Origin of the sequence: Sulfuricurvum sp. (assembly GCF_036279695.1) — a bacterium.
GTDB lineage: Bacteria > Campylobacterota > Campylobacteria > Campylobacterales > Sulfurimonadaceae > Sulfuricurvum.
In genome coordinates this window covers 29,236-48,486 of record NZ_DASUIQ010000052.1, presented here as the reverse complement: position 1 = coordinate 48,486, position 19,251 = coordinate 29,236, and the positions used below count along the sequence as shown (strand labels likewise).

General features: G+C 46.2%; 18 protein-coding genes and 1 pseudogene. 15 read left to right on the top strand and 4 right to left on the bottom strand.

The features are described 5' to 3' along the window. Position 1 precedes the first annotated feature (1 nt). From VFW36_RS05350 to VFW36_RS05335, 4 genes are all read left to right on the top strand, one after another. The gene (locus tag VFW36_RS05350; RefSeq protein ID WP_329657781.1) at positions 2-907 is read left to right on the top strand and encodes an HlyD family secretion protein; all 906 of its coding nucleotides are present in this window, start codon (positions 2-4) and stop codon (positions 905-907) included. 52 nt (positions 908-959) lie between these two features. Next, positions 960-1,256, top strand: a complete 297-nt coding sequence (locus VFW36_RS05345; protein ID WP_329657780.1) for a hypothetical protein — start codon at positions 960-962, stop codon at positions 1,254-1,256. Positions 1,257-1,272: 16 nt separating this feature from the next. Continuing rightward, positions 1,273-2,121 carry a peptidylprolyl isomerase gene (locus VFW36_RS05340; protein ID WP_329657779.1) on the top strand — a complete coding sequence of 283 codons (849 nt, stop codon included), beginning with the start codon at positions 1,273-1,275 and terminating at the stop codon, positions 2,119-2,121. Between the two features lie 95 nt (positions 2,122-2,216). After that, positions 2,217-2,903 (top strand): SIMPL domain-containing protein, encoded by a 687-nt coding sequence (locus VFW36_RS05335; protein WP_329657778.1) that lies wholly within the window; start codon positions 2,217-2,219, stop codon positions 2,901-2,903. A 4-nt stretch (positions 2,904-2,907) separates the two neighbouring features. Here VFW36_RS05335 and VFW36_RS12555 read toward each other — a convergent pair whose 3' ends face one another. The 3 genes and pseudogenes from VFW36_RS12555 to fbaA form a co-directional block, all read right to left on the bottom strand. Further along, positions 2,908-3,399, bottom strand: coding sequence for a methyl-accepting chemotaxis protein (locus VFW36_RS12555; protein WP_414720247.1), 492 nt, complete (start codon positions 3,397-3,399; stop codon positions 2,908-2,910). Positions 3,400-3,723: 324 nt separating this feature from the next. Beyond that, positions 3,724-4,842, bottom strand: a pseudogene (locus VFW36_RS12550) (FIST signal transduction protein); the annotation flags it as partial. Positions 4,843-5,045: 203 nt separating this feature from the next. Beyond that, the gene (gene fbaA / locus VFW36_RS05325) at positions 5,046-6,128 is read right to left on the bottom strand and encodes a class II fructose-bisphosphate aldolase (protein ID WP_329657776.1); all 1,083 of its coding nucleotides are present in this window, start codon (positions 6,126-6,128) and stop codon (positions 5,046-5,048) included. Between the two features lie 79 nt (positions 6,129-6,207). On the opposite strand from fbaA, the gene VFW36_RS05320 reads away from it, so the two are divergent. Then, positions 6,208-7,581: a M23 family metallopeptidase gene (locus VFW36_RS05320; RefSeq protein WP_329657775.1), complete on the top strand. Its 1,374-nt coding sequence runs from the start codon at positions 6,208-6,210 to the stop codon at positions 7,579-7,581. A gap of 139 nt (positions 7,582-7,720) precedes the next feature. After that, positions 7,721-9,265 carry a methyl-accepting chemotaxis protein gene (locus tag VFW36_RS05315; protein ID WP_329657774.1) on the top strand — a complete coding sequence of 515 codons (1,545 nt, stop codon included), beginning with the start codon at positions 7,721-7,723 and terminating at the stop codon, positions 9,263-9,265. Here the strand turns inward: VFW36_RS05315 and VFW36_RS05310 are convergent. Further along, entirely contained in the window at positions 9,255-9,563 is a 309-nt protein-coding gene (locus VFW36_RS05310) for a cupin domain-containing protein (protein WP_329657773.1), read from the bottom strand. The two genes, VFW36_RS05315 and VFW36_RS05310, sit on opposite strands and share 11 nt — an antisense overlap. A gap of 61 nt (positions 9,564-9,624) precedes the next feature. On the opposite strand from VFW36_RS05310, the gene VFW36_RS05305 reads away from it, so the two are divergent. The 9 genes from VFW36_RS05305 to VFW36_RS05265 all read left to right on the top strand — a co-directional run bounded on the left by VFW36_RS05305 (position 9,625) and on the right by VFW36_RS05265 (position 19,251). After that, positions 9,625-10,131, top strand: coding sequence for a shikimate kinase (locus tag VFW36_RS05305; RefSeq protein WP_329657772.1), 507 nt, complete (start codon positions 9,625-9,627; stop codon positions 10,129-10,131). 1 nt (position 10,132) lies between these two features. Continuing rightward, positions 10,133-10,546 carry a thioredoxin family protein gene (locus VFW36_RS05300; RefSeq protein WP_329657771.1) on the top strand — a complete coding sequence of 138 codons (414 nt, stop codon included), beginning with the start codon at positions 10,133-10,135 and terminating at the stop codon, positions 10,544-10,546. 12 nt (positions 10,547-10,558) lie between these two features. Then, a complete protein-coding gene (hisD, locus tag VFW36_RS05295) occupies positions 10,559-11,851 on the top strand; it encodes a histidinol dehydrogenase (protein ID WP_329657770.1) in 1,293 nt (430 codons plus the stop codon). 229 nt (positions 11,852-12,080) lie between these two features. Beyond that, entirely contained in the window at positions 12,081-12,716 is a 636-nt protein-coding gene (locus VFW36_RS05290; protein WP_329657769.1) for a 4Fe-4S dicluster domain-containing protein, read from the top strand. After that, positions 12,716-13,615, top strand: a complete 900-nt coding sequence (gene nrfD / locus VFW36_RS05285; RefSeq protein ID WP_329657768.1) for an NrfD/PsrC family molybdoenzyme membrane anchor subunit — start codon at positions 12,716-12,718, stop codon at positions 13,613-13,615. The genes VFW36_RS05290 and nrfD overlap by 1 nt, the downstream gene beginning before the upstream one ends. A gap of 13 nt (positions 13,616-13,628) precedes the next feature. Then, positions 13,629-17,018 carry a molybdopterin-dependent oxidoreductase gene (locus tag VFW36_RS05280; protein ID WP_329657800.1) on the top strand — a complete coding sequence of 1,130 codons (3,390 nt, stop codon included), beginning with the start codon at positions 13,629-13,631 and terminating at the stop codon, positions 17,016-17,018. A gap of 87 nt (positions 17,019-17,105) precedes the next feature. Continuing rightward, on the top strand, positions 17,106-17,723 hold the full coding sequence (locus VFW36_RS05275; RefSeq protein ID WP_329657767.1) for a TorD/DmsD family molecular chaperone: 618 nt from the start codon (positions 17,106-17,108) through the stop codon (positions 17,721-17,723). After that, a complete protein-coding gene (locus VFW36_RS05270; protein ID WP_329657766.1) occupies positions 17,720-18,817 on the top strand; it encodes a 4Fe-4S binding protein in 1,098 nt (365 codons plus the stop codon). The genes VFW36_RS05275 and VFW36_RS05270 overlap by 4 nt, the downstream gene beginning before the upstream one ends. After that, positions 18,814-19,251: a hypothetical protein gene (locus tag VFW36_RS05265; RefSeq protein WP_329657765.1), complete on the top strand. Its 438-nt coding sequence runs from the start codon at positions 18,814-18,816 to the stop codon at positions 19,249-19,251. The genes VFW36_RS05270 and VFW36_RS05265 overlap by 4 nt, the downstream gene beginning before the upstream one ends.

Sequence of the window (19,251 nt, the reverse complement as noted above, 5' to 3'; positions counted from 1 at the left end):
TATGAATAAAAATACCAAACTCGCCAAACTTTTACGTTTTGCCATCACCTTCGCCGTTGTTTCACTCGCCGTATTTTTAGGGGTAATGTTGTGGGATAACTATATGAACAGCGCATGGACCCGAGACGGCCGTGTTCGTGCCGATGTCGTGATGATCGCACCGGATGTCGGGGGATTGGTGAGCCGTGTCGCCGTCGTTGATAACCAGTTCGTCCGAAAAGGGGATCTTCTCTATCAAATCGACGATGTCCGTTTTCACCATGCCCTCACCGCTGCCGTTGCGATAGCACAAACGCGCAAAGCCGAATATAAGATGAAAAAACATCAATCCTCCCGCCGGAGTGCCGCGGATGATGAGGTCGTATCTGCCGAAAATCGCGACGATGCTCTCTATGATGCCCAAATCGCCCGTGCCAAATACGAAGAGGCGATGGCGCAGGTCGAGACCGAAAAACTCAATATCGAACGTTCCGCTGTTCGTGCCTCAACCGATGGATGGGTATCGAATCTACTGCTTCGCAAAGGGGACTATGTTCAAGCCGGTGAGAAGCGCCTCGCCCTCATTACCGGTGGATCGTTTTGGGTGTACGGCTATTTTGAGGAGCATAAACTCCCTCTCATTCACATCGGTGATAAAGCGCAAATGAAAATGTTAGGGACTAAGTACGTCGTAAAAGGGCATGTGGAAAGTATAGCCAGAGGGATTGCGGATCGGGACAATACGACGGACGGACGGCTTTTGGCGAATGTCAATCCGATCTTTACGTGGGTACGGTTGGCTCAGCGCATTCCCGTTCGTATTCACATCGATGAGATACCCAAAGGGATGAACTTGAGTGCTGGGATGACCTGTTCGGTGAGTATCATCCCGAATAAATCCGATCAGAGGAGCGCCCATAAACAATAATGCGTATAGGCTCATCGAAAGTATCTAATATCAAAAACAAGGAAATAAAATTATGAAAAAGGTAGTGGGATTAATGATAGCAGGAGTTGCAACGGCGTGTTTTGCCGATGCGTTATCTGAGGGCAAAGCGGCATTAGAGCAAAAGCGCTATCTCGATGCGATCAGTGCATTTACCCAATCGTGCGAGAGCGGGAATGCTACAGGGTGTTTGAACCTCGGTGCTATGTATGAAAACGGAGTCGGGACAGCCCAAAATAAATACAAAGCCTCAACTCTCTACGCACAAGCATGTCGTGCCAAAGAAGCGCTGGGATGTGCCAATATGGCACTCTCTTACGATACCCCTTGAGGGGAAGGGAAACAACATGAAACGATATTATGCCGCGTTGAGCTTGAGCCTGTTTCTTATCGGTAACAGTGCATTGGCGGAGGTAGTAGTACGGGTTAATGATGATGAGATCACCACCGAAGAGGTGAATAAAGTGTTGATGGAGGGGACTCAGGGACGTTTTGATTCCCTCTCTTCGGATAAACAAAACGAATTGCGCCATCGAATTATCGAGGGGATGATTGCCCAAGAACTCGTGTATGACGATGCCCAAAAAACAGGGGTACTCGAATCCAAAGAATTTAAGCATGAGTTCGATGCCCTGCAAAGTCGTCTAAAGGTACAACTTGCCTCAAAATTATGGGAGCAGGAGCAGTTTGACGCGATCAGAGTGAACCCCAAAGAGGTACAAAAATATTACGATACGAATCCGAATGAATTTATCGATAAAGAGAAAATTCATGCTCGCCATATACTTGTTAAAAGTAGAGCTGAAGCCGAATCGATTATTGCGGTTTTGAAACCGTTGAGAGGTGAAAAGCTCAAAAATGAGTTTATTGCTCAAGCCAAATCACAATCCATCGGTTCCAGTGCCGCCAGAGGAGGGGATTTGGGATATTTTTCACGCGGACAAATGGTGCCGTCTTTTAACGATGCGGCATTTTCAATGCGAGTCGGCATGATCTCATCTGTACCGGTGGAGAGCCAATTCGGTTACCATATCATCTACATCGAAGATAGAAAACCGGCAAAAAAAATGGGATTTTCCATGGTAAAAAGTGTTATAGAACAGCGTTTGAAAATGGATAAGTTTAAAGTGAGTATGGAAAAAAAGATAGCATCATTACACGAAAAAGCAAAAATTGTGTATAGCAAAGATCGATAACTCGGTCTCCCAGTTTGGGAGATTGAGCTTTTTTTATATATTGTAATGAAAAGTGTGCTTTAATTCATCTTACCACCTCTAAAAAAAGGGAATTTATGAAAAAAACCATACTAATTACGGCACTTTTGGCACCGTTATGGGCAATTGCGGCGATGAACATTACGACAAACGAGCAGGTTTCGCAGTCGCTGAAACCCGATGTCCTTCAAGGGAATCTTAGCTTCGAAGAGGAAAGCAAAAGTTCCAATACGATCAAAGAGCACCTTAATGCCATTGTTCTTGCGGTAAAAGGGTTCGATCCTAAAGGGGAGTTTTGTCAAGGGGGTGGATACCATCTCTCACCGCGTTACAGCTACAAAGATCAAAAACGAGAGTTCATCGGCTATAGCGGTAACTTGAATTTCGGATGTGAATTTAAAACGATTGAGGACTATAACGCACTCATCACCAAAATCGATAAAGTGAATGTTCCGAGTGTGCGCAAATCGGAGGGGGCATTATCGTGGGGCGTCAGTGAAAAAAACCAAAAAATGGTTAAACAAGGGTTGCGTGCAGAGTTGTTGCGCACCGCGAAAGCTCAAGCCGATGCGTTTTCCAAAGAGACGGGGATGGTGTGTGTCGTGGAATCGGTAAATTTCGGCGCTATAGCGCAACCTAGACCTATAATGATGAAAGCGATGATGATCGCGGACTCGGTTGCTACCGAGAACCCGATCCAACGAAATGAGGAGTCAACCCTCGATGCGGTGGTGAGCTATAGTTGCTCAACCCGCATTCCGTGATTCTTTAGCCGTTTAGAATATCGAGTGTTTTTTCATAGGTTTGCAGTTTTATCACTTCTTCATTAAGCTCTTCGGTCAGCATTGATTGGGATTGTAACTCTTGAGAAATGAGTTGACTCTCATGAGAGAGCTTCTCCATGTCATTAGAGAGCGATGAACTCTTCGATGCCATATCGATGAGACCGCTGCTCACACCGCTCATCGTATCGCTGATGCTCTCAACCGCTTGGATAATAGTGCTAACGGAAGCATTGGTTTCTGAGAGACTTTTTTGCGTCCGTTCCGCGAGTTTGCGTACTTCATCGGCAACCACGGCAAATCCGCGTCCGTGTTCGCCTGCCCGCGCCGCTTCGATGGCGGCATTGAGGGCGAGGAGATTGGTTTGATCGGCGATGTCGGCAATAACACTCAAAACGGCCCGTATTTCGCGTACATTTCCGGTAAGTGCCTCCACTTCAGAGGAAAGGTTGCTGTTATCGGCACTGCTTTTTTCCATATTATTTGAGAAGAGGGTAAATTGGTTTTTAACATCCGAGAGTTGGTTCCCGATCGTATCGATCGATTCAACGGCATTTTTGATCGAGCTTCCGACGGTTTGGATAATCGGCATACTCTCTTTCATTTGTGCCAGCATCGCTTTATTGATCGCATCAATCATGCTTTGGCGATTGATTTTACGTAGGAGGAAATAACTTTTGAATCCGGCGTATTTTTGGACAAAACTGTCGATATACTCATCACTAAAGCTCTCATTGCCGATACGGTAAAAGAAAATAGCCGTGAGGGTTTGGTTGATATTGACCCCCAATAGTTCCCCAAACGTTGAAAAACCGGCAACCGGTATATCGCTGAACGTACGAAGGGCATTGAGCTCTTTGGCGTTGAACAAGCGCCGTAAAATACAATCGTTGAAAATCGCTCCGATCGCTTTGGGCTTATTTCGACTAAATTCGGCATAGTTCGTCGACGTTGTTTGGACAAAATCGGTTTTTTCGAGGAGGAGAAGCTCTTCACCCGCTTCAATATCGCAGTAAAAATGGATAGCTCCGGCACTAGCATCGATCGATGCGATAGAACGGACATAGATCTCTCCGTTAATCTCAATCCCGAAGGTATAGTTTGCGAGTTTTGCATCGAGTTGCTGGGGTGAACATCCAAAATGTGCCGCTAGTGCTTCAACGGCACCGATTTGAGCGTTCGTTTTGGTATCGAGGAACGCACTGATGACTCGTTTGATCGGATCAGCGGCTAATACCGAAAACTTGGTGACGGTTTTACGGAAGTTTTGGCTTTTGAAAATACCGAATCGATAGGATGGGGTAAATTTTATAAAGGTGATGATGGCATGGTGGCGCAGTGCGCGTGTCCCGTCAAAAACATAGGTATCCTTGAAATCGAGTTTTCCGCCGGCACTCCCCCCGACGAGGAGACACGGAAAACTTCCGACATTGTAAACCGCTTCCATAAAGAAACTTTCGCTGGCGGAGAGACCGTCGATGAGGGTATAGCCGAGGGTATCTTCATGGTTCATTTTAAACGGTACACGGATACGTCGAAGCTCATCGCTGATGGCGGAAACCCGATCACTGGCTGTTTTGGAACTGCTTTGCATATCTTCGCTTTTGAGCGGAACGGAAGCGACAAATACATCGCTGATCATCTCTTTGGCGAACACCATTAAAACGATGTTATCGCCTGTCCCCGCATCAGATTGGGAATAGAGATTTGAGAGTGGATTGGATTTGTCAAAACTGCATAGCTCTCCCGCCGTTGTGGAGAGAATAAGGGTCGTGTCATTCGGAAGAGCTTGTTTGAGGCGTGAGGAGACAGAGGCAAAATCAAGGCTAGGAGAGACAAACCCGATAACGACTCTCGGGTCGATCCCTAGACGGTCAAGTTTTCCGGAACTGATCTCACTTTCACGTAAGGTGATAGACATCATGGGTGTATTGTCATTGGGACGTGTCGTCTCTTGCATTGTATCCGTTGTTTTAAAAAGACCGAACATAGTCTCTCCTTTACCATCAGTTATAATTTATCAATGGTAACATACAAATGGTCATGTAGCGGTCATTTTATGAAAAAAATATGAGTTGGAAAGGGCAAAGAGCTTTTCAGCCCTTTGCGAGAAGTAAAGTAGAGTTAGTTTCGATTAATAGCGTTCAAATCATCAAATGCCGCTTTTACACGGTTGACCAATGTTTTTTGTCCGTCACGAAGCCATTTGCGAGGATCGTAATATTTTTTATTCGGTTTCTCTTCCCCCTCTGGGTTTCCGATTTGCCCTTGGAGATAATCTTTATATTTTTCATAATAATCTTTGACCCCTTCCCATGTTGCCCATTGGGTATCGGTGTCGATGTTCATTTTGATGACGCCGTAGCTGATCGCTTCGCGGATCTCTTCGTGGGTAGAACCTGAACCTCCGTGGAATACGAAGTTCACCGGTTTGTCCGACGCGGTAGCGAATTTCTCTTGGATATATTTTTGAGAGTTATTGAGGATGATAGGGGTGAGGACGACATTCCCCGGTTTGTACACACCGTGGACGTTTCCGAATGATGCGGCGATCGTGAAACGCTCACTTACGGCACTGAGCCGCTCATACGCATAGGCGACATCTTCTGGCTGCGTATAGAGGAGGGCATTGTCGATGTTGGAGTTATCGACACCGTCTTCTTCTCCACCCGTAACACCGAGCTCGATTTCGAGTGTCATCCCGATTTTAGACATACGTTTCATATATTCGACACAGGTTGATACATTCTCTTCCAACGACTCTTCAGAGAGGTCGAGCATGTGAGAGCTAAAAAGTGGTTTGCCGTATTGTGCATAGTGTTTTTCACCCGCATCGAGGAGGGCATCGATCCACGGAAGAAGGTGGCGTGCCGCATGATCGGTGTGCAAGATAACGGGGATACCGTAGAGCTCCGCCATGGCATGAACGTGCAGTGCCCCTGCAATCGCTCCGGCGATGGCCGCTTTTTCGTTGTCGTTACTGAGCCCTTTTCCTGCATAATAGCTGGCTCCGCCGTTTGAGAATTGGATGATTACCGGCGAATTGACCAGCTTGGCCGCTTCGAGGACACCGTTGATTGAGTCGGTATTGACCACATTGACCGCAGGGAGTGCAAATCCCTCTTGTTTCGCAATTTCAAAAAGTTTTTGTACATCATCACCGAAAATGACTCCCGGCTTCATCACGTCTAAAATATTTACGGACATTGCTTTACCCCACTGTTAAAATAGACGATATTATAACCTTAGAGCAATAATGTTAGAATTAAAAAAAAGGGGCTCGGTTTTGATACGTATCGTTCTTGCGTTTTTTATCAGCTGTGGGATAGTATCCGCCGCCTCTAATCCTCTCGTATTTAACACGCTGGCTGAGCCGCTCCAAAAAAGCACCACTTCCATTGAAAAACTGAGCCAAAAGCCGGTGATGGAACCCAACAAACAGATTTTACGAAATTTTTTGAACGGTGTTGAGGCGACATTGAGCGTGGGTCGTGAACTCTCCGATGTTAAGAAGGTGGATAATGAGCTCTTGAATACCTATCTCAAAGAGTTGCGGGAACTTGCACGAGCCAAAGAATCCATCGATGTGCTGTATCGAAAGTCACTCAATACGGCAATGGCACAGAGCGACAAAAAGAGCTTTGAAGAGTTGGTTTCCGTTCCGCTCGATCCGCTCGATCATCCTCGTCTTCGTGCCGAGGTGATAGCGTTCTACCAAAAAAACTATCCGCACCATTCGATAAAAAGTATCGATGCATTGTGCGATGAACAGGCATTGGAAGAAAAAAGTATCAAAGTAGCTATTGAGCAAGAACAGGCGTACGAAGAACATTTGCGGATTCTAAAACGCTCTGAGGTCTCGAGCATTAAGAAGTTAGCGCAGATCGGTTCTCGCAACAGTGTGATTTTGAGTGCGGAGTCTAACAGGGCGGGGGGATTTGAGTTTGAAGCGGAAAATTTAAACCCCTATACGGTGACGATGAGCATCGATTTCGAGTATTTGAATAATCTCAAAGCTTCCGGAAAAATTCCGTTGTTTATCGAGATTCCCGGACGGAGTAAAAAACGGGTGTTGGAACTCTCCCGTATCTCTTCGGAATTGGGGGTTGATTACCGCTCCTCCTACGGATGGGTCAGAGGGTCGGCATTCGCGGTGCATCAAGACAGTTATCTCTATCGCCTCCCTTTTATTTCGGGCGGGGTTGTCCGTGTTTCTCAAGGGTATAACGGAGAATCAACCCACAAAGGGCTATCGGCGTATGCCGTCGATTTTCCGGTTCCGGTCGGGACTCCGATATATGCCGCGCGAGAGGGGATCGTTGTGGGTTCTGAGGGGAGCAATAATATCGGCGGGGTAGGGGCTGAATATCGGCAGTATGCCAATTATGTGATTATCGAACACAGCGATGGGACGATGGGGAACTATTACCATTTGAAACAACAGGGTGCGGTTGCTGCAATAGGGCAAAAAGTTTCCAAAGGCGATCTCATCGGTTACTCCGGAAATACGGGAAATACGAGCGGTCCTCATCTTCATTTCAGCGTGAGCAAAGTAGATCCGATCTCAATGCGCCGCCCGATGAATCTGCCGATTAAGATCCAAAGCGCGGAGGGAATTGTGACCTTACCTCGGAAAGGTGATCGGTATACAGTACAATAAAGTAACATACAAGGTCATAGAATGGTCATAATAAGGTGCAATTGCAATACAATTGCGATACAATAACATACACCGATAATAACAGTGGAGTCTTTGAATGTTTAATACCGTCAAATCAAAAATAATTTTTTCAACATTAATGTTTAGCTTTATGGGATTAGGTGCCATCTATTGGTATCTAACAACGACTTTTCATGATTTTTCAAACGAGACGGCCAAACGCTCTTTGAACATGCTCAGTGAATCTATCTTCCAAACCTTGACCGGCAGTATGTTGGCGGGTGATCCTGCCGTGGTAGCCGAAACGATTGCCAAAGCGCAAAAAATCGACGGAATAGCCGGATTAAAAGTTGAAAAATCCCAAGCGGTTATCGATTTATTGGCACCGGATGCCAAGTTTACGGAAGAGCCTCTTATCAAAGAGGTGTTTAAAAGTAAAAAGCCCCAAGTGGTTGAAAATACAAACGGCAAGCATACGATTCGTCTTCTTCAGCCTCTTATCGCCGAAGAGAAATGTTTGGCTTGTCATACCAACGTACAGGTTGGAGATACGTTGGGGGTGATGGATTTAGTCATCTCATTGGAAAAAAACGATGCCGAGATCGGTAAAACCCAAACGGTTTTATTGATTGCTCTGAGTATCGTCGTCATCGCCTTTATTTCGGTGATGAATATCTTCTTCGGTAAAGAGGTATTGGCACCTTTGGAAGGGTTGCGAAGCCGTATCGGTGCATTGGTCAGCGGGGATAAAGATTTAACCAAACGTCTTGAAGTGGTTAAAAAAGATGAGTTTTCCGATGCGGCAAGAGCGGTTAATAATTTCGTCTCTATGGTGCAAGAGACGGTGAATGAGGTCAAAGAACTGGGTCGCCAAAATTCGACGATTGCGACAACGATTACCGATGCTACGAAAATTATTTCAGCAGGGGTGGATCAAGAACGCCAAATCGTCGAGGCGGCGACGCAAAAGAGTCATTCGATCAAAGATATTCTCTCAGGAGCCATCACGATCTCTGAGCAAACACAGCGCAATGTGGCGAATGCAAACACTGAACTGGTAACGGCAAAAGACGCACTCTATCGTCTCGTGAAAGAGGTAGAGGGGTACATCGAAACAGAACATGAGATGTCTTCACAGCTTATTTTGTTGCGCAATGATGCCGATCAAGTTAAAAATGTCCTTAGTGTTATCAAAGATATTGCCGATCAAACCAACCTTTTAGCGCTGAATGCGGCAATCGAAGCGGCACGTGCGGGTGAACACGGTCGCGGATTTGCGGTGGTCGCCGATGAAGTACGCAAACTCGCAGAGCGAACACAGAAAAGTTTGACTGAGATTGAGATCAGTGTCGGGACGATCGTACAAGCGGTGAATGACGTGAGTGATCGAATGGGTGAAAATGCCGACAGTATGAACGAGTTGACCGTTATCTCGAATGAAGTAGAAGAGAAAATCTCTGCAACGTCGTCCGAGATGGAGCGTTCTGTTTCGGTCGCACAGCGCTCGTATAATGATTCGGTTGAAGTTGTTGGTCATATTGAATGGATCATTGAGCGAATTTCTCAAATCAATGTCGTCTCTGAATCCAACCAAAAAAGTGTCGAACAAATCCAAAACGATTCTGCACAGCTGTTGCAGGTTGCACAATCGCTCTCTGCCCGTATCAATGAGTTTAAGAGCTAAACACTCCGAGCCAAAGGGTGTTTGGAGCCGTTGAACACACCCTGTGACGGGTGTGCTTCGGGATAAACAGATAGTCTCCGCGCTGAAGATTCAGCATTTGGTTATCGATTTCGAGTACCGCTTCGCCCTCTAACACTATTACCCATTCATCTTGATCTTGATCGTACACTTCTCCCGCTGTTTTAAGCCATGATCGGATGCACTCGATTTTTATGGAACCGTTTTGAAAAAGAGGGGTAAAAATTTCGCTGTTTTCCTCAGGAGAGGTATTGTCATAAAGGTTGTTTAGACGGATCAAGAAAGTCTCCTAAGTTAACGCATGATATGATGTCGTATTATAAACCAACAGCAGAGAACTTATGAAAAATATTGTTTTAATCGGCTTTATGGGTGTCGGGAAAGGTTCCGTAGCACGTGAGATTGTCAAACAGTCGGATTTGGTTGCTTTGGATACGGATGATATTATTGAGAGCATGGAAAACCGCCGCATCAAAAAAATATTTGCCGAAGAGGGTGAAGAGTATTTTCGGGAGTTGGAGCGTAAAGTTGCCCGTTGGCTCCAAAAAGAGGTTAAAGGGACATTGATCTCTACTGGAGGGGGCTTTTTTAAAGTGCCGAATATTAAAAAAATCGGAACGGTTGTCTATTTGTCCGCGCCGTTTGAGACGATTCACGGTCGTATTCTCGCTCACCCCGATGCCGAAAAAAAATTGCGTAAACGTCCTTTGTTTCAGGATGTTGACAAAGCGATCAAGCTCTATGACGATCGCTCGGCTTTGTATAAAAAAGTAGCCGATATTACGATCGATGTGAGTAACAAAGAGATTGCCGATATTGCCAAAGAGATCCTCAAAAAGGTAAAATGAGATGGTAAAAATTGTATTTATTATCGCTTTGAGCGTATTTTCGCTGTTTGGGGCGGAGATTAAATGGGAAAAGAACATCACTTCAGCCGTGCAACGCGCGGACAAAGAACATAAGCCGTTAATGGTACTGGTAACAAAAAACGGGTGCCGATGGTGTGATATATTCAAACAAAAAACCCTTTCAAACCCAAAAATTATTGCGGTTTTGAATCGCGATTTTATCGCTGTCGAGGGGATCGTCGATGAGGGGAGTGTACCACCGTCTCTGATGACACAAGGGACTCCCGCTACATGGTTTATCAAAGGGAGAACCCCGATGTTTGAACCGATTATGGGAGCCGCTGATAGCGTGGATTTCCTTGATGCTCTGGATGTTGTGAAACAAGAGTACAAAAATAATGCAACGAAAAAGTAAAAAGGAGAGTAAATGACCCTTATTCATACCAATGAACCCAATTTTAAATCGGTTTTTAGTGAGCTGCTAGGGCGCGGAAAAATGGATATGGAACATGTTTCCACCATTGTCAAAGGGCTAATTGACGAGATTCGCGCCGATGATGATGCCGCATTGATACGGCATATCTCGAAATTTGACCGATGGAGCCCCGCATCCGGTGCAGAATTGCGTATTGATACGGCGGATATGAAACGTGCGTATGAAGCGTTGGATGCGACACTCAAAGCATCCTTGCATTTGGCGTATGACCGCATCCGATCCTATCACGAAAAACAGCTTCCGAAAAGCTGGTTCGATACCGAAGCCAACGGAACGATTTTAGGGCAGAAAGTGACTCCCGTGGATCGCGCCGGTCTTTATATCCCCGGAGGAAAAGCGGCGTATCCGAGTTCGCTCTTGATGAATGTTATCCCTGCCCAAGTCGCAGGGGTAGAGCATATTGTGGTTACGACACCGACACCCGATAATGAGCCTAATGAACTGTTGCTGGCGGCATGTCATTTGTGCGGTGTAACCGAGGTTTTCAAAGTCGGCGGAGCAAGTGCGATTGCCGCGATGGCATACGGGACGGCAACGATTCCGAAAGTAGATGTTATCACGGGACCGGGTAATATTTTTGTCGCAACCGCGAAAAAAATGGTGTTCGGAGAGGTCAATATCGACATGATCGCGGGGCCGAGTGAGATCGGAGTACTAGCCGATGATTCGGCGAATCCTGTCCATATTGCGATTGATTTGCTCTCTCAGGCGGAACACGATGAGATGGCAAGCTCTATCTTGATCACACCGTCTCAAAAATTTGCGGATGCGTGTGCGGTTGAAATTGAGAATTGGCTCAAAAAGCTTCCGCGTGAAGAGATCGCTCGCCGCTCGATTGAAGAACGTGCGGCTATTATCGTGACCAACACGATGGAAGAGGCGGTAGCTCTGATGAACGAGATCGCCCCTGAACATCTCGAAGTAGCGACCGACAACCCTTTTGCACTCCTCCCTTCGATCAAACACGCAGGGGCGATATTCTTGGGTCACTATACTCCCGAAGCGATCGGTGATTACGTTGCAGGACCGAATCACACCCTCCCTACCGGAGGGACGGCGAAGTTCTATTCACCGCTCGGGGTTGAGAACTTTATGAAGAAGTCTTCTATCATCTCCTTTTCACGCCAAGCGATCAATGAGATCGGTGAGGCATGTGCACTAATCGCCCATACTGAAGGGCTGGGTGCCCACGAAGCATCGGTTCGCTGTCGACTCGATTCATAAATCTTTTTTATTCTTCTCTTCCCCTTCGCGGGAAATATTTTCAAACGGTTACATATCAAAAAGTTATAGCAAAAAGTTATCACTTTTTAGTTTCGGTTAAACCTAATTTAGCTACCATCAACCCAGCAGTAATGCCGTTAAATGCCTGTAATCACGGCATCGAATAAAGATTATTCATGTTACTTATGACATGGATGACAGCAACGTGAATCAGGAATAAGGAGAATATATGCAATTGGGTTTCTTGGTAGACCTTCGTCTCTGTATGGGATGTAAGGGCTGTGAGATCGCTTGTAAAGTGGAAAATGAAGTTCCGCTGTCTACATGGCGTCTACGTGTTAAATATGTTGATGTGGGAACTTTCCCCGAAACGAAGCGTACATTTACACCGCTTCGTTGTAATCACTGTGCGAATGCGCCGTGTGAACGTATTTGTCCGGTCAGTGCATTGCACTATCTCGAAAACGGTATCGTAAACATCGATAAAGAGCGTTGTATCGGATGTGCGGGATGTGTTATGGCGTGTCCGTACGGTGCGATCTACATCGATCCGCAAACCCAAACGGCCGATAAATGTACCTATTGTGCTCACCGTGTTGCCAGTTCAATGATGCCATCGTGTGTCGTAGCGTGTCCGGTTGAAGCGAATATTTTCGGTGATTTGGAAGATCCGATGTCAAATATCAGCAAATATATTGCATCTCATCAAGGCAATGTCCAAGTTCGTAAAGTGGAAAAAGGGACCAACCCTCACCATTTCTACGTCGGCGGAGGCAATGTAACATTGAACCCTCTCGCTTCGTTCCGTGGAGAAGGTCATAACCTCTTTAATAATCTAAAACATCTCCCGATAGGAGGGCACTAATGGTACATGAAACACTAGCCGCTACAAACGCCATTGTAACTCTTGACGTGGCGCTTCCGGGGATCGTTTGGGGTTGGATTATCACGATGAATATGTGGGCAAAAAGTATCGGTACCGGTATTATTTTTATCACTTTTTTCTTGTTGAAAAAATATCCGGAACAAACCGGTTTTATCCGTTTTCCCTCAGTTGCGATTTCAATCGTATTTATCCATATTTTCCTATTTTTTACGGTCATTGATTTACATCAAATGTTCCGTTTCTGGCATATTTTCTTCTATCCGCATTTGACATCGGCGATTACGATCGGTGCATGGATGGCTACCGGTTTCGTCGGTCTTTTGTTGGCGATGGCGTATGCGATTTACATGAAAAAAGACGAAGCGATGTACGACAAATATTTGGGTTGGACCACATTGTTGGCGATTCCGGTTACGTTGTACACTGCGGGATTAATGGCAGAGTCAACCGCACGTGAGTTGTGGCAAATGCCGACTGAATCGGCTCAAATGATCTTGGCGGCATTGCTCGCAGGGTCTGCAACGATGATTCTCCTCGGCGGAAACAAATTTTCCGATGCGGTTAAAAAAGATTTAGCGATTATTTTGGGTCTCAGTGCGGCGGCGGCATTTATTCTCTATATGTCTGAGCTTATTTTCGGCGGAATGAAAGCCGAAGAGGTAGCGGCGACATTGGCCTTTGTTAAAGGGGGTGAATACACCGCAATGTTCTGGATCGGTCAAGTGATGGCATTCTTGGCTCCGATGGCATTGGTATGTTTGAGTTTGAAAAACAAATCGTATTATTTGTTAAAAATCGCTGCCGTATCGGCGTTGGTCGGTTTGTGGGTGAGCAAACACGTTTGGCTCGTTATTCCACAATTGTTAAATATGAGCTAAGAGGTAGATTATGATGTATTTAGAAAGCAGAAGAACATTTTTAAAAGGGACCGCGCTCACTGTAGCCGGTGCCGCGATTGCTAAGGGTGTATTTTCCACCGATGCAGCCGCTGAATCGATTGAGAAAAGCAAATTTACCAATACTCCCGATACGTTGTCGTTTTACCCTCCTTTGGATCAATGGGGACAATTCCAAGAACTCAGCGGGGTAGACTGGAAACGCGGCGGTATCGATCGTCACGGTGTACAAAGCGAAGAGAACCCTGATGGTATCTATGTAAACGATTTCATGATCGTTCCGACAGCATGTTCGAACTGTGAAGCTTCATGCGGACTCACGGCGTGGATCGACAAAAAAACCTTTACCGTCAAAAAATATATGGGGAATCCGTTACATCCGGGTTCACGCGGGCGTAACTGTGCAAAAGGGTACGCGGTTCAATCGCAAATGTACGATCCCGATCGTATCCCGTTTCCACTCAAACGTGCTCCAGGTTCTAAACGCGGTGAGGGAAAATGGATCCGTACCACATGGGATGAGGCGATGACTACCATCGGTAAAAAAATGGCCGATACGATTCGTAAAGGGGATCTACTCTCCAAAAAATCGGTAATGTACCATGTCGGTCGTCCGAATGAGAATGGGTTTGTTCCACAAGTGTGGGAAACTTTAGGACTCGATTCTTACAACTCTCATACGAATATCTGTTCATCTAACGGACGTACTCCGACGATTTGGACGGCGAACGATGACCGTACCAGTCCGGACTGGGCAAATGCCAAACTTATCTTCTTGAACTCTTCCCACGCGGCGGATGCAGGTCACTATTTTGCTCAATCGGCGGCATTTATCGCCGATGCGCGTAAAAAAGGTGCGAAGATGGTCGTTATGGACCCTCGTATGTCGAACTCTGCGGGGATGTCGGATTTGTGGATCGCGGCGTGGCCGGGGACGGAAGCGGCAATTTACCTTTATTTGGCAAACCGTATCCTTAGTGAAAACATGGTCGATAAAAAATTCGTCAAAAAATGGTTCAACTGGGAAACGTTGATGAACGATTCCGAGCATTTGAATTTTATGCTTGAGAAAAAACAGATTACCAAGCTACCTGCTGGGCGTGATTTTGATAGTTATATCGAACTTCTCAAAGACATGTATGCTCCTTATACGCTTGAGTATGCAGTTAAAGAGACGCATGTACCGGCGTATAAACTCGAAAAATTGTATGAAATGTTCATTTGGGCAGGGGATGCGATCTCTACCTATATCTGGCGTGCGGCGGCTGCGGGGAACCGTGGTGCATGGATGGGTGGACGTGCGGCGTATTTCTGTATCGGTCTTCGCGGTGCTATCGGAACCGAGGGGGGAACCTTCTTCCACCACTGGCATGTTATCTCCGTTTCGGGTAAAGGCGGAAGCGCTACCGTAGGTCAAGGGGTTTCGGGTGCGGATGTACCGAAAGTTCAGGCATGGAATGAGCTTACGTGGCCGCCGGAATGGCCGTTGTCAACGTATGAACTTTCGTATCTTCTCCCCCATCTTTTGAGCGATAAAGAGTGGCAGAAAAAATGGAATGATCGCGGATTGACCGTGCCGGGTAAACTCGCGGTGTGGATTCCACGTATGTACAATCCGGTATGGATCAATCCGGACGGATTCCGTTGGATCGAAGTGCTCAAAAACGAAGAGATTATGGAACTTACCATGAACCTCTCTCCGGTATGGTCAGAAACTAACTGGTATATGGACTATGTCCTCCCTGTCGGATTGGCGGGTGAGAGACATGACCAACACTCCGAAGCAACGATGCCGGCACGCTGGACAACGTTCCGTCAACCGGTATTGCGCGTAGCACTCGAAAAATCGGGATGGAAACCTAAAAATCCTGCCCGTGCGACGCTCGAAGCGCATATCAAAGCAGGTCTGGGTGAAGTATGGGAAGAGAATGAGTTTTGGTTCCAACTCTGTACCGATTTCATCGATCCGGACGGCTCTCTCGGTATCAGAAAAATGTGGGAATCCAAACGTCATCCGGGTAAACCGGTTACCATCGCTGAATGGTACGATGCGGCGTTCGGAGATAACTTGCCGAAGCTCAAAGAGACGGCAACCAATGATGCTCGTTATATGAACGAAGAGTTTCCGGTCTATTCATACCTCCGTGATCACGGTGTATGGATGGAAGAAGATAAGATCTATCATGCAATGGAACGCGAGCTAAAAATGGTCGACGGTGAAGTGATTTCACACGGTCATAAATTTGATGCAGGATCAATGAGCGTAGGTGCAGGTGGAGTTATCAAAGCGCTCGATCATCATGGTAAAGAAAAAAGTATCGGTGTAGAGATCGACGGCAAGAAAATGGAAGGATTCGCTACCCTTTCTAAAAAGTTAGAATTCTATACTCAGTGGGCAACCGATTGGCATTGGAGAGAGTACGCTATGCCGTTCTATCCGCGTAATGACGAGGAGAAAAACGAATACGTTCACTTGGTCTCTCACGTCAACCATAAATACATGACGGAAGAGAACGCATTTGCTCTCAACACCGTATTCCGTTTGCCGTATAACATCCATACTCGTTCGGCAAACTCGAAACACCTTATGGAGATTTCTCAAAACCATGACCCGATCTGGATTTCGACCAAAGATGCGGCGCGTCTTGGATTCAAACGCGGTGATGCGATCCGTGTACGTATCGTTGATACCGTTTCTGGGTTAGAGGGCGGTCATTTCGTTGCGATGGCAGTTCCTACAGAAGCAGTATTACCTGGAACGCTCGCGTGTTCTCACCATGGCGGACGCTGGAAACTCACCAATGCGGTTACGATTCCAAACGGCGTAAGCGACGGTAAAGTAGCACCGGGCGCTGCACCTCGTGATTTGAACAACAAAGAGTTCTTGAGCGAATCTCCGGCAAATGTCGGTAAAGCGGGTGCTCAAAGTATCATCGACGATTATGAGGGGACTACTGGGCTCAATAGCTTCGGGGTTCCGGTAGCTGAAATCCAAATGGACGGTAAAGTGGGCAAACTCAAATACGTTGAGGGGATCAAACCGTTCCATACGGAGCGTTTTGCCGACTATAACCGAGATTCGGGCAATATCTGGTGGGATGGTTTGAGCGGTTCATGGCAAAATGCCGTTGCGGCTCCTCATCCGGACCCTGTTTCAGGTATGCACTGCTGGCACCATAAAGTTCTTCTTGAACCGGCACAAGCGGGAGATAAAATCGGGGATATTTTCGTGAACTACGACAATAACCTCAAAGTATACCAAGCATGGAGAGACAAATTGTCTCGCGGTTTGGATGCATCATCAACCCTTCGTCGTCCTCGTCATATTAAACGCCCATGGGTCAATCTCGATCCGTCGGTCTACGAGGTCAGTATCAAGTCTTAAGGCTTGATACCCCCGTATAATCTACTCTCATTAGGCGCTTTTCAGCCTCATAAGCTACAATCACGTTACTTTATTAAAGGTCATTTTATGGATGAAATTATCGCACGCAGTAATTTATATGCGTTGTTATCACGAATACTACTCCAAGAGTTGGATGTGGAGCGTTTAGAGATACTTCGAAGTGACGAAACGGTTTTAGAATTTATGCCTCATTGGCGTGATTGGGAACCTCGTAAAACTATCGAAGCACAACAGCTTTTAGAAGAGTATTTGAATCCCGATTTTACGAATCTATCATTACTTCATTTGGTACCTTATGAGACCTTTTACACGCGTAGTGATCAGATGATCGAGACGGGCGGTGCCAATCCTGTTACCGACATTTATAGTGCGTATGATTTTCTTGTCGATTATGAAGTGGCACGTGTTGTCTCATCGGATCATATCGGTATCGAGTTAGAGTTTATGCACCATTTGTGCGAAGCACAGCTGCGCGCAATGGAAGAGGCCGATCATGAAGCGGTACAAGAGCTGATCCAGGTTCAACATAATTTTCTCAATTCGCATCTTTTGAAATGGGCGCCGATGTATCTCATCAACATGAAATACGAGTCCCGTACTCCACTGTATTACGATACTGCGGAGATGGCGTTGGAATTTATCCTCTCCGATAACGAAACCTTGAGCGGACTGGTTCAGGCGTGAGTCTACTAGAGCTTTCAGCAGGACGATGTGTACGCTCCCTTAGTGTCAATTCACAGTGTTCACTTTGCAGTGAGAATTGTCCTACGGGCGCACTCATCCTCTCCGAACGTCTCCCATCGATCAATCAGTCGTTGTGTGTCGGTTGTGCGGGATGCGTGGCGGTATGTCCGAGCGAAGCGTTGGGATTAGATGATTTTAATCCGAGTGAATTTTTCTTTTCATTTCTTAACGATGACGATAACGTTATTTCGTGTCAAAAAAATCTCCCTTGCATAAGTGCTCTTTCGTCAGAGCACTTAATCTCGTTGTGCAGTCTCAAAGAAGGGTTGGTACTCGATACCGGACACTGTGGCGGTTGTGACATAGGCTCTTATGTTCTGGAGCTTATGGAGGATAGGATAAAAAGTGCGAATTATCTCCTCGAAGCGATTGAGGTTGAGAGTCGCGTGGTATGTGAAGAGATCGCTTATCACAGCGGCGAGGCGGATGAACCTAAAGATCGGAGAGATTTTTTCAAAACGTTTCATCTGCGGGGGATCGCAAAAGCTAAACACGATTTTGACAAAGAGGTACGAAGCACTACCGATGAATTTATCGAAGCCAGTATTGAGAGTTCTCATACCCAAGAGCTTCGGACAAAAAAGATCACCGATCGGCGAAAACTCTTTTTTACGGCACTCAAGCGTGTAGAAAAACCGTCACAGTTTCATATCGTCGATGCGTCGATGATAGGGTTTACATCGCAGAAAATGATGGATGAGACTAAATGCAGTGCGTGTCAGATGTGTTATCGTGTCTGCCCGAGCGCGGCGTTGACTTCCGATATGCGCAATTCGAAAATAGACTTTGACCCATTTTTATGCATAAAATGTCATCTATGCCATGACGTATGTGAGAGTGATGCGATCAGTGTTTCTACTTCGTATAATCTCACTGAGTGGTTTGAACCAAAGGTGCAAAATCTCATCACCTATTCGGTTCGCCGATGCGATGAGTGTGATGCTCTATTTAGCTCAGTGGGGGGGGAGAAAATCTGCCGTCGCTGCCAGCTCGAAGAAGAGGAAGCTCTGGAATTATGGGGATTGAATCAATGATGAACAATGACAATACCATTACGGCATCTACAAAACTTTTCGGTTACCTTGCCGAAAATGCCCATAGCAGTCGCTTTTCAGTCACACTGAATAAGCTTTACAAAGAAAACGGGATTGATGCGATGATAATCCCGATGAACATACGTCCCGACGACGTAGCGTTTACGATTTCTCAAATGCGTCATTCGAAGCTAAATGGGGCAGTGATAGCCGGTGAGTACCAAGAAGAGGCGCTTTCATTGCTAGATGAAGCCACTAGTGAGGCGTTAGAGGGGGGGTATTGCGATTGCATCATGATAAGAGAGGGAAAATTGATCGGGGATTTGATAATGACGAGCGCATTGGAACGCTACGCCGATCGAGACGATTTTGTGGATGATGTCGCACTACGGTCACTATGTCACTATTTTTACGATTTAACTACAGGAGAATAA

Excerpts from the sequence above, each read along its gene's own strand:
- hisD (WP_329657770.1), top strand. The coding sequence starts at position 10,559 with ATGACCCTTATTCATACCAATGAACCCAATTTTAAATCGGTTTTTAGT.
- fbaA (WP_329657776.1), bottom strand. The coding sequence starts at position 6,128 with ATGTCCGTAAATATTTTAGACGTGATGAAGCCGGGAGTCATTTTCGGT.
- VFW36_RS05280 (WP_329657800.1), top strand. The coding sequence starts at position 13,629 with ATGTATTTAGAAAGCAGAAGAACATTTTTAAAAGGGACCGCGCTCACT.
- VFW36_RS05265 (WP_329657765.1), top strand. The coding sequence starts at position 18,814 with ATGATGAACAATGACAATACCATTACGGCATCTACAAAACTTTTCGGT.
- VFW36_RS05350 (WP_329657781.1), top strand. The coding sequence starts at position 2 with ATGAATAAAAATACCAAACTCGCCAAACTTTTACGTTTTGCCATCACC.
- VFW36_RS05290 (WP_329657769.1), top strand. The coding sequence starts at position 12,081 with ATGCAATTGGGTTTCTTGGTAGACCTTCGTCTCTGTATGGGATGTAAG.
- VFW36_RS05315 (WP_329657774.1), top strand. The coding sequence starts at position 7,721 with ATGTTTAGCTTTATGGGATTAGGTGCCATCTATTGGTATCTAACAACG.
- VFW36_RS05340 (WP_329657779.1), top strand. The coding sequence starts at position 1,273 with ATGAAACGATATTATGCCGCGTTGAGCTTGAGCCTGTTTCTTATCGGT.
- VFW36_RS05305 (WP_329657772.1), top strand. The coding sequence starts at position 9,625 with ATGAAAAATATTGTTTTAATCGGCTTTATGGGTGTCGGGAAAGGTTCC.
- VFW36_RS05335 (WP_329657778.1), top strand. The coding sequence starts at position 2,217 with ATGAAAAAAACCATACTAATTACGGCACTTTTGGCACCGTTATGGGCA.
- VFW36_RS05300 (WP_329657771.1), top strand. The coding sequence starts at position 10,133 with ATGGTAAAAATTGTATTTATTATCGCTTTGAGCGTATTTTCGCTGTTT.
- VFW36_RS05275 (WP_329657767.1), top strand. The coding sequence starts at position 17,106 with ATGGATGAAATTATCGCACGCAGTAATTTATATGCGTTGTTATCACGA.
- VFW36_RS05345 (WP_329657780.1), top strand. The coding sequence starts at position 960 with ATGAAAAAGGTAGTGGGATTAATGATAGCAGGAGTTGCAACGGCGTGT.
- VFW36_RS12555 (WP_414720247.1), bottom strand. The coding sequence starts at position 3,399 with ATGGAAAAAAGCAGTGCCGATAACAGCAACCTTTCCTCTGAAGTGGAG.
- nrfD (WP_329657768.1), top strand. The coding sequence starts at position 12,716 with ATGGTACATGAAACACTAGCCGCTACAAACGCCATTGTAACTCTTGAC.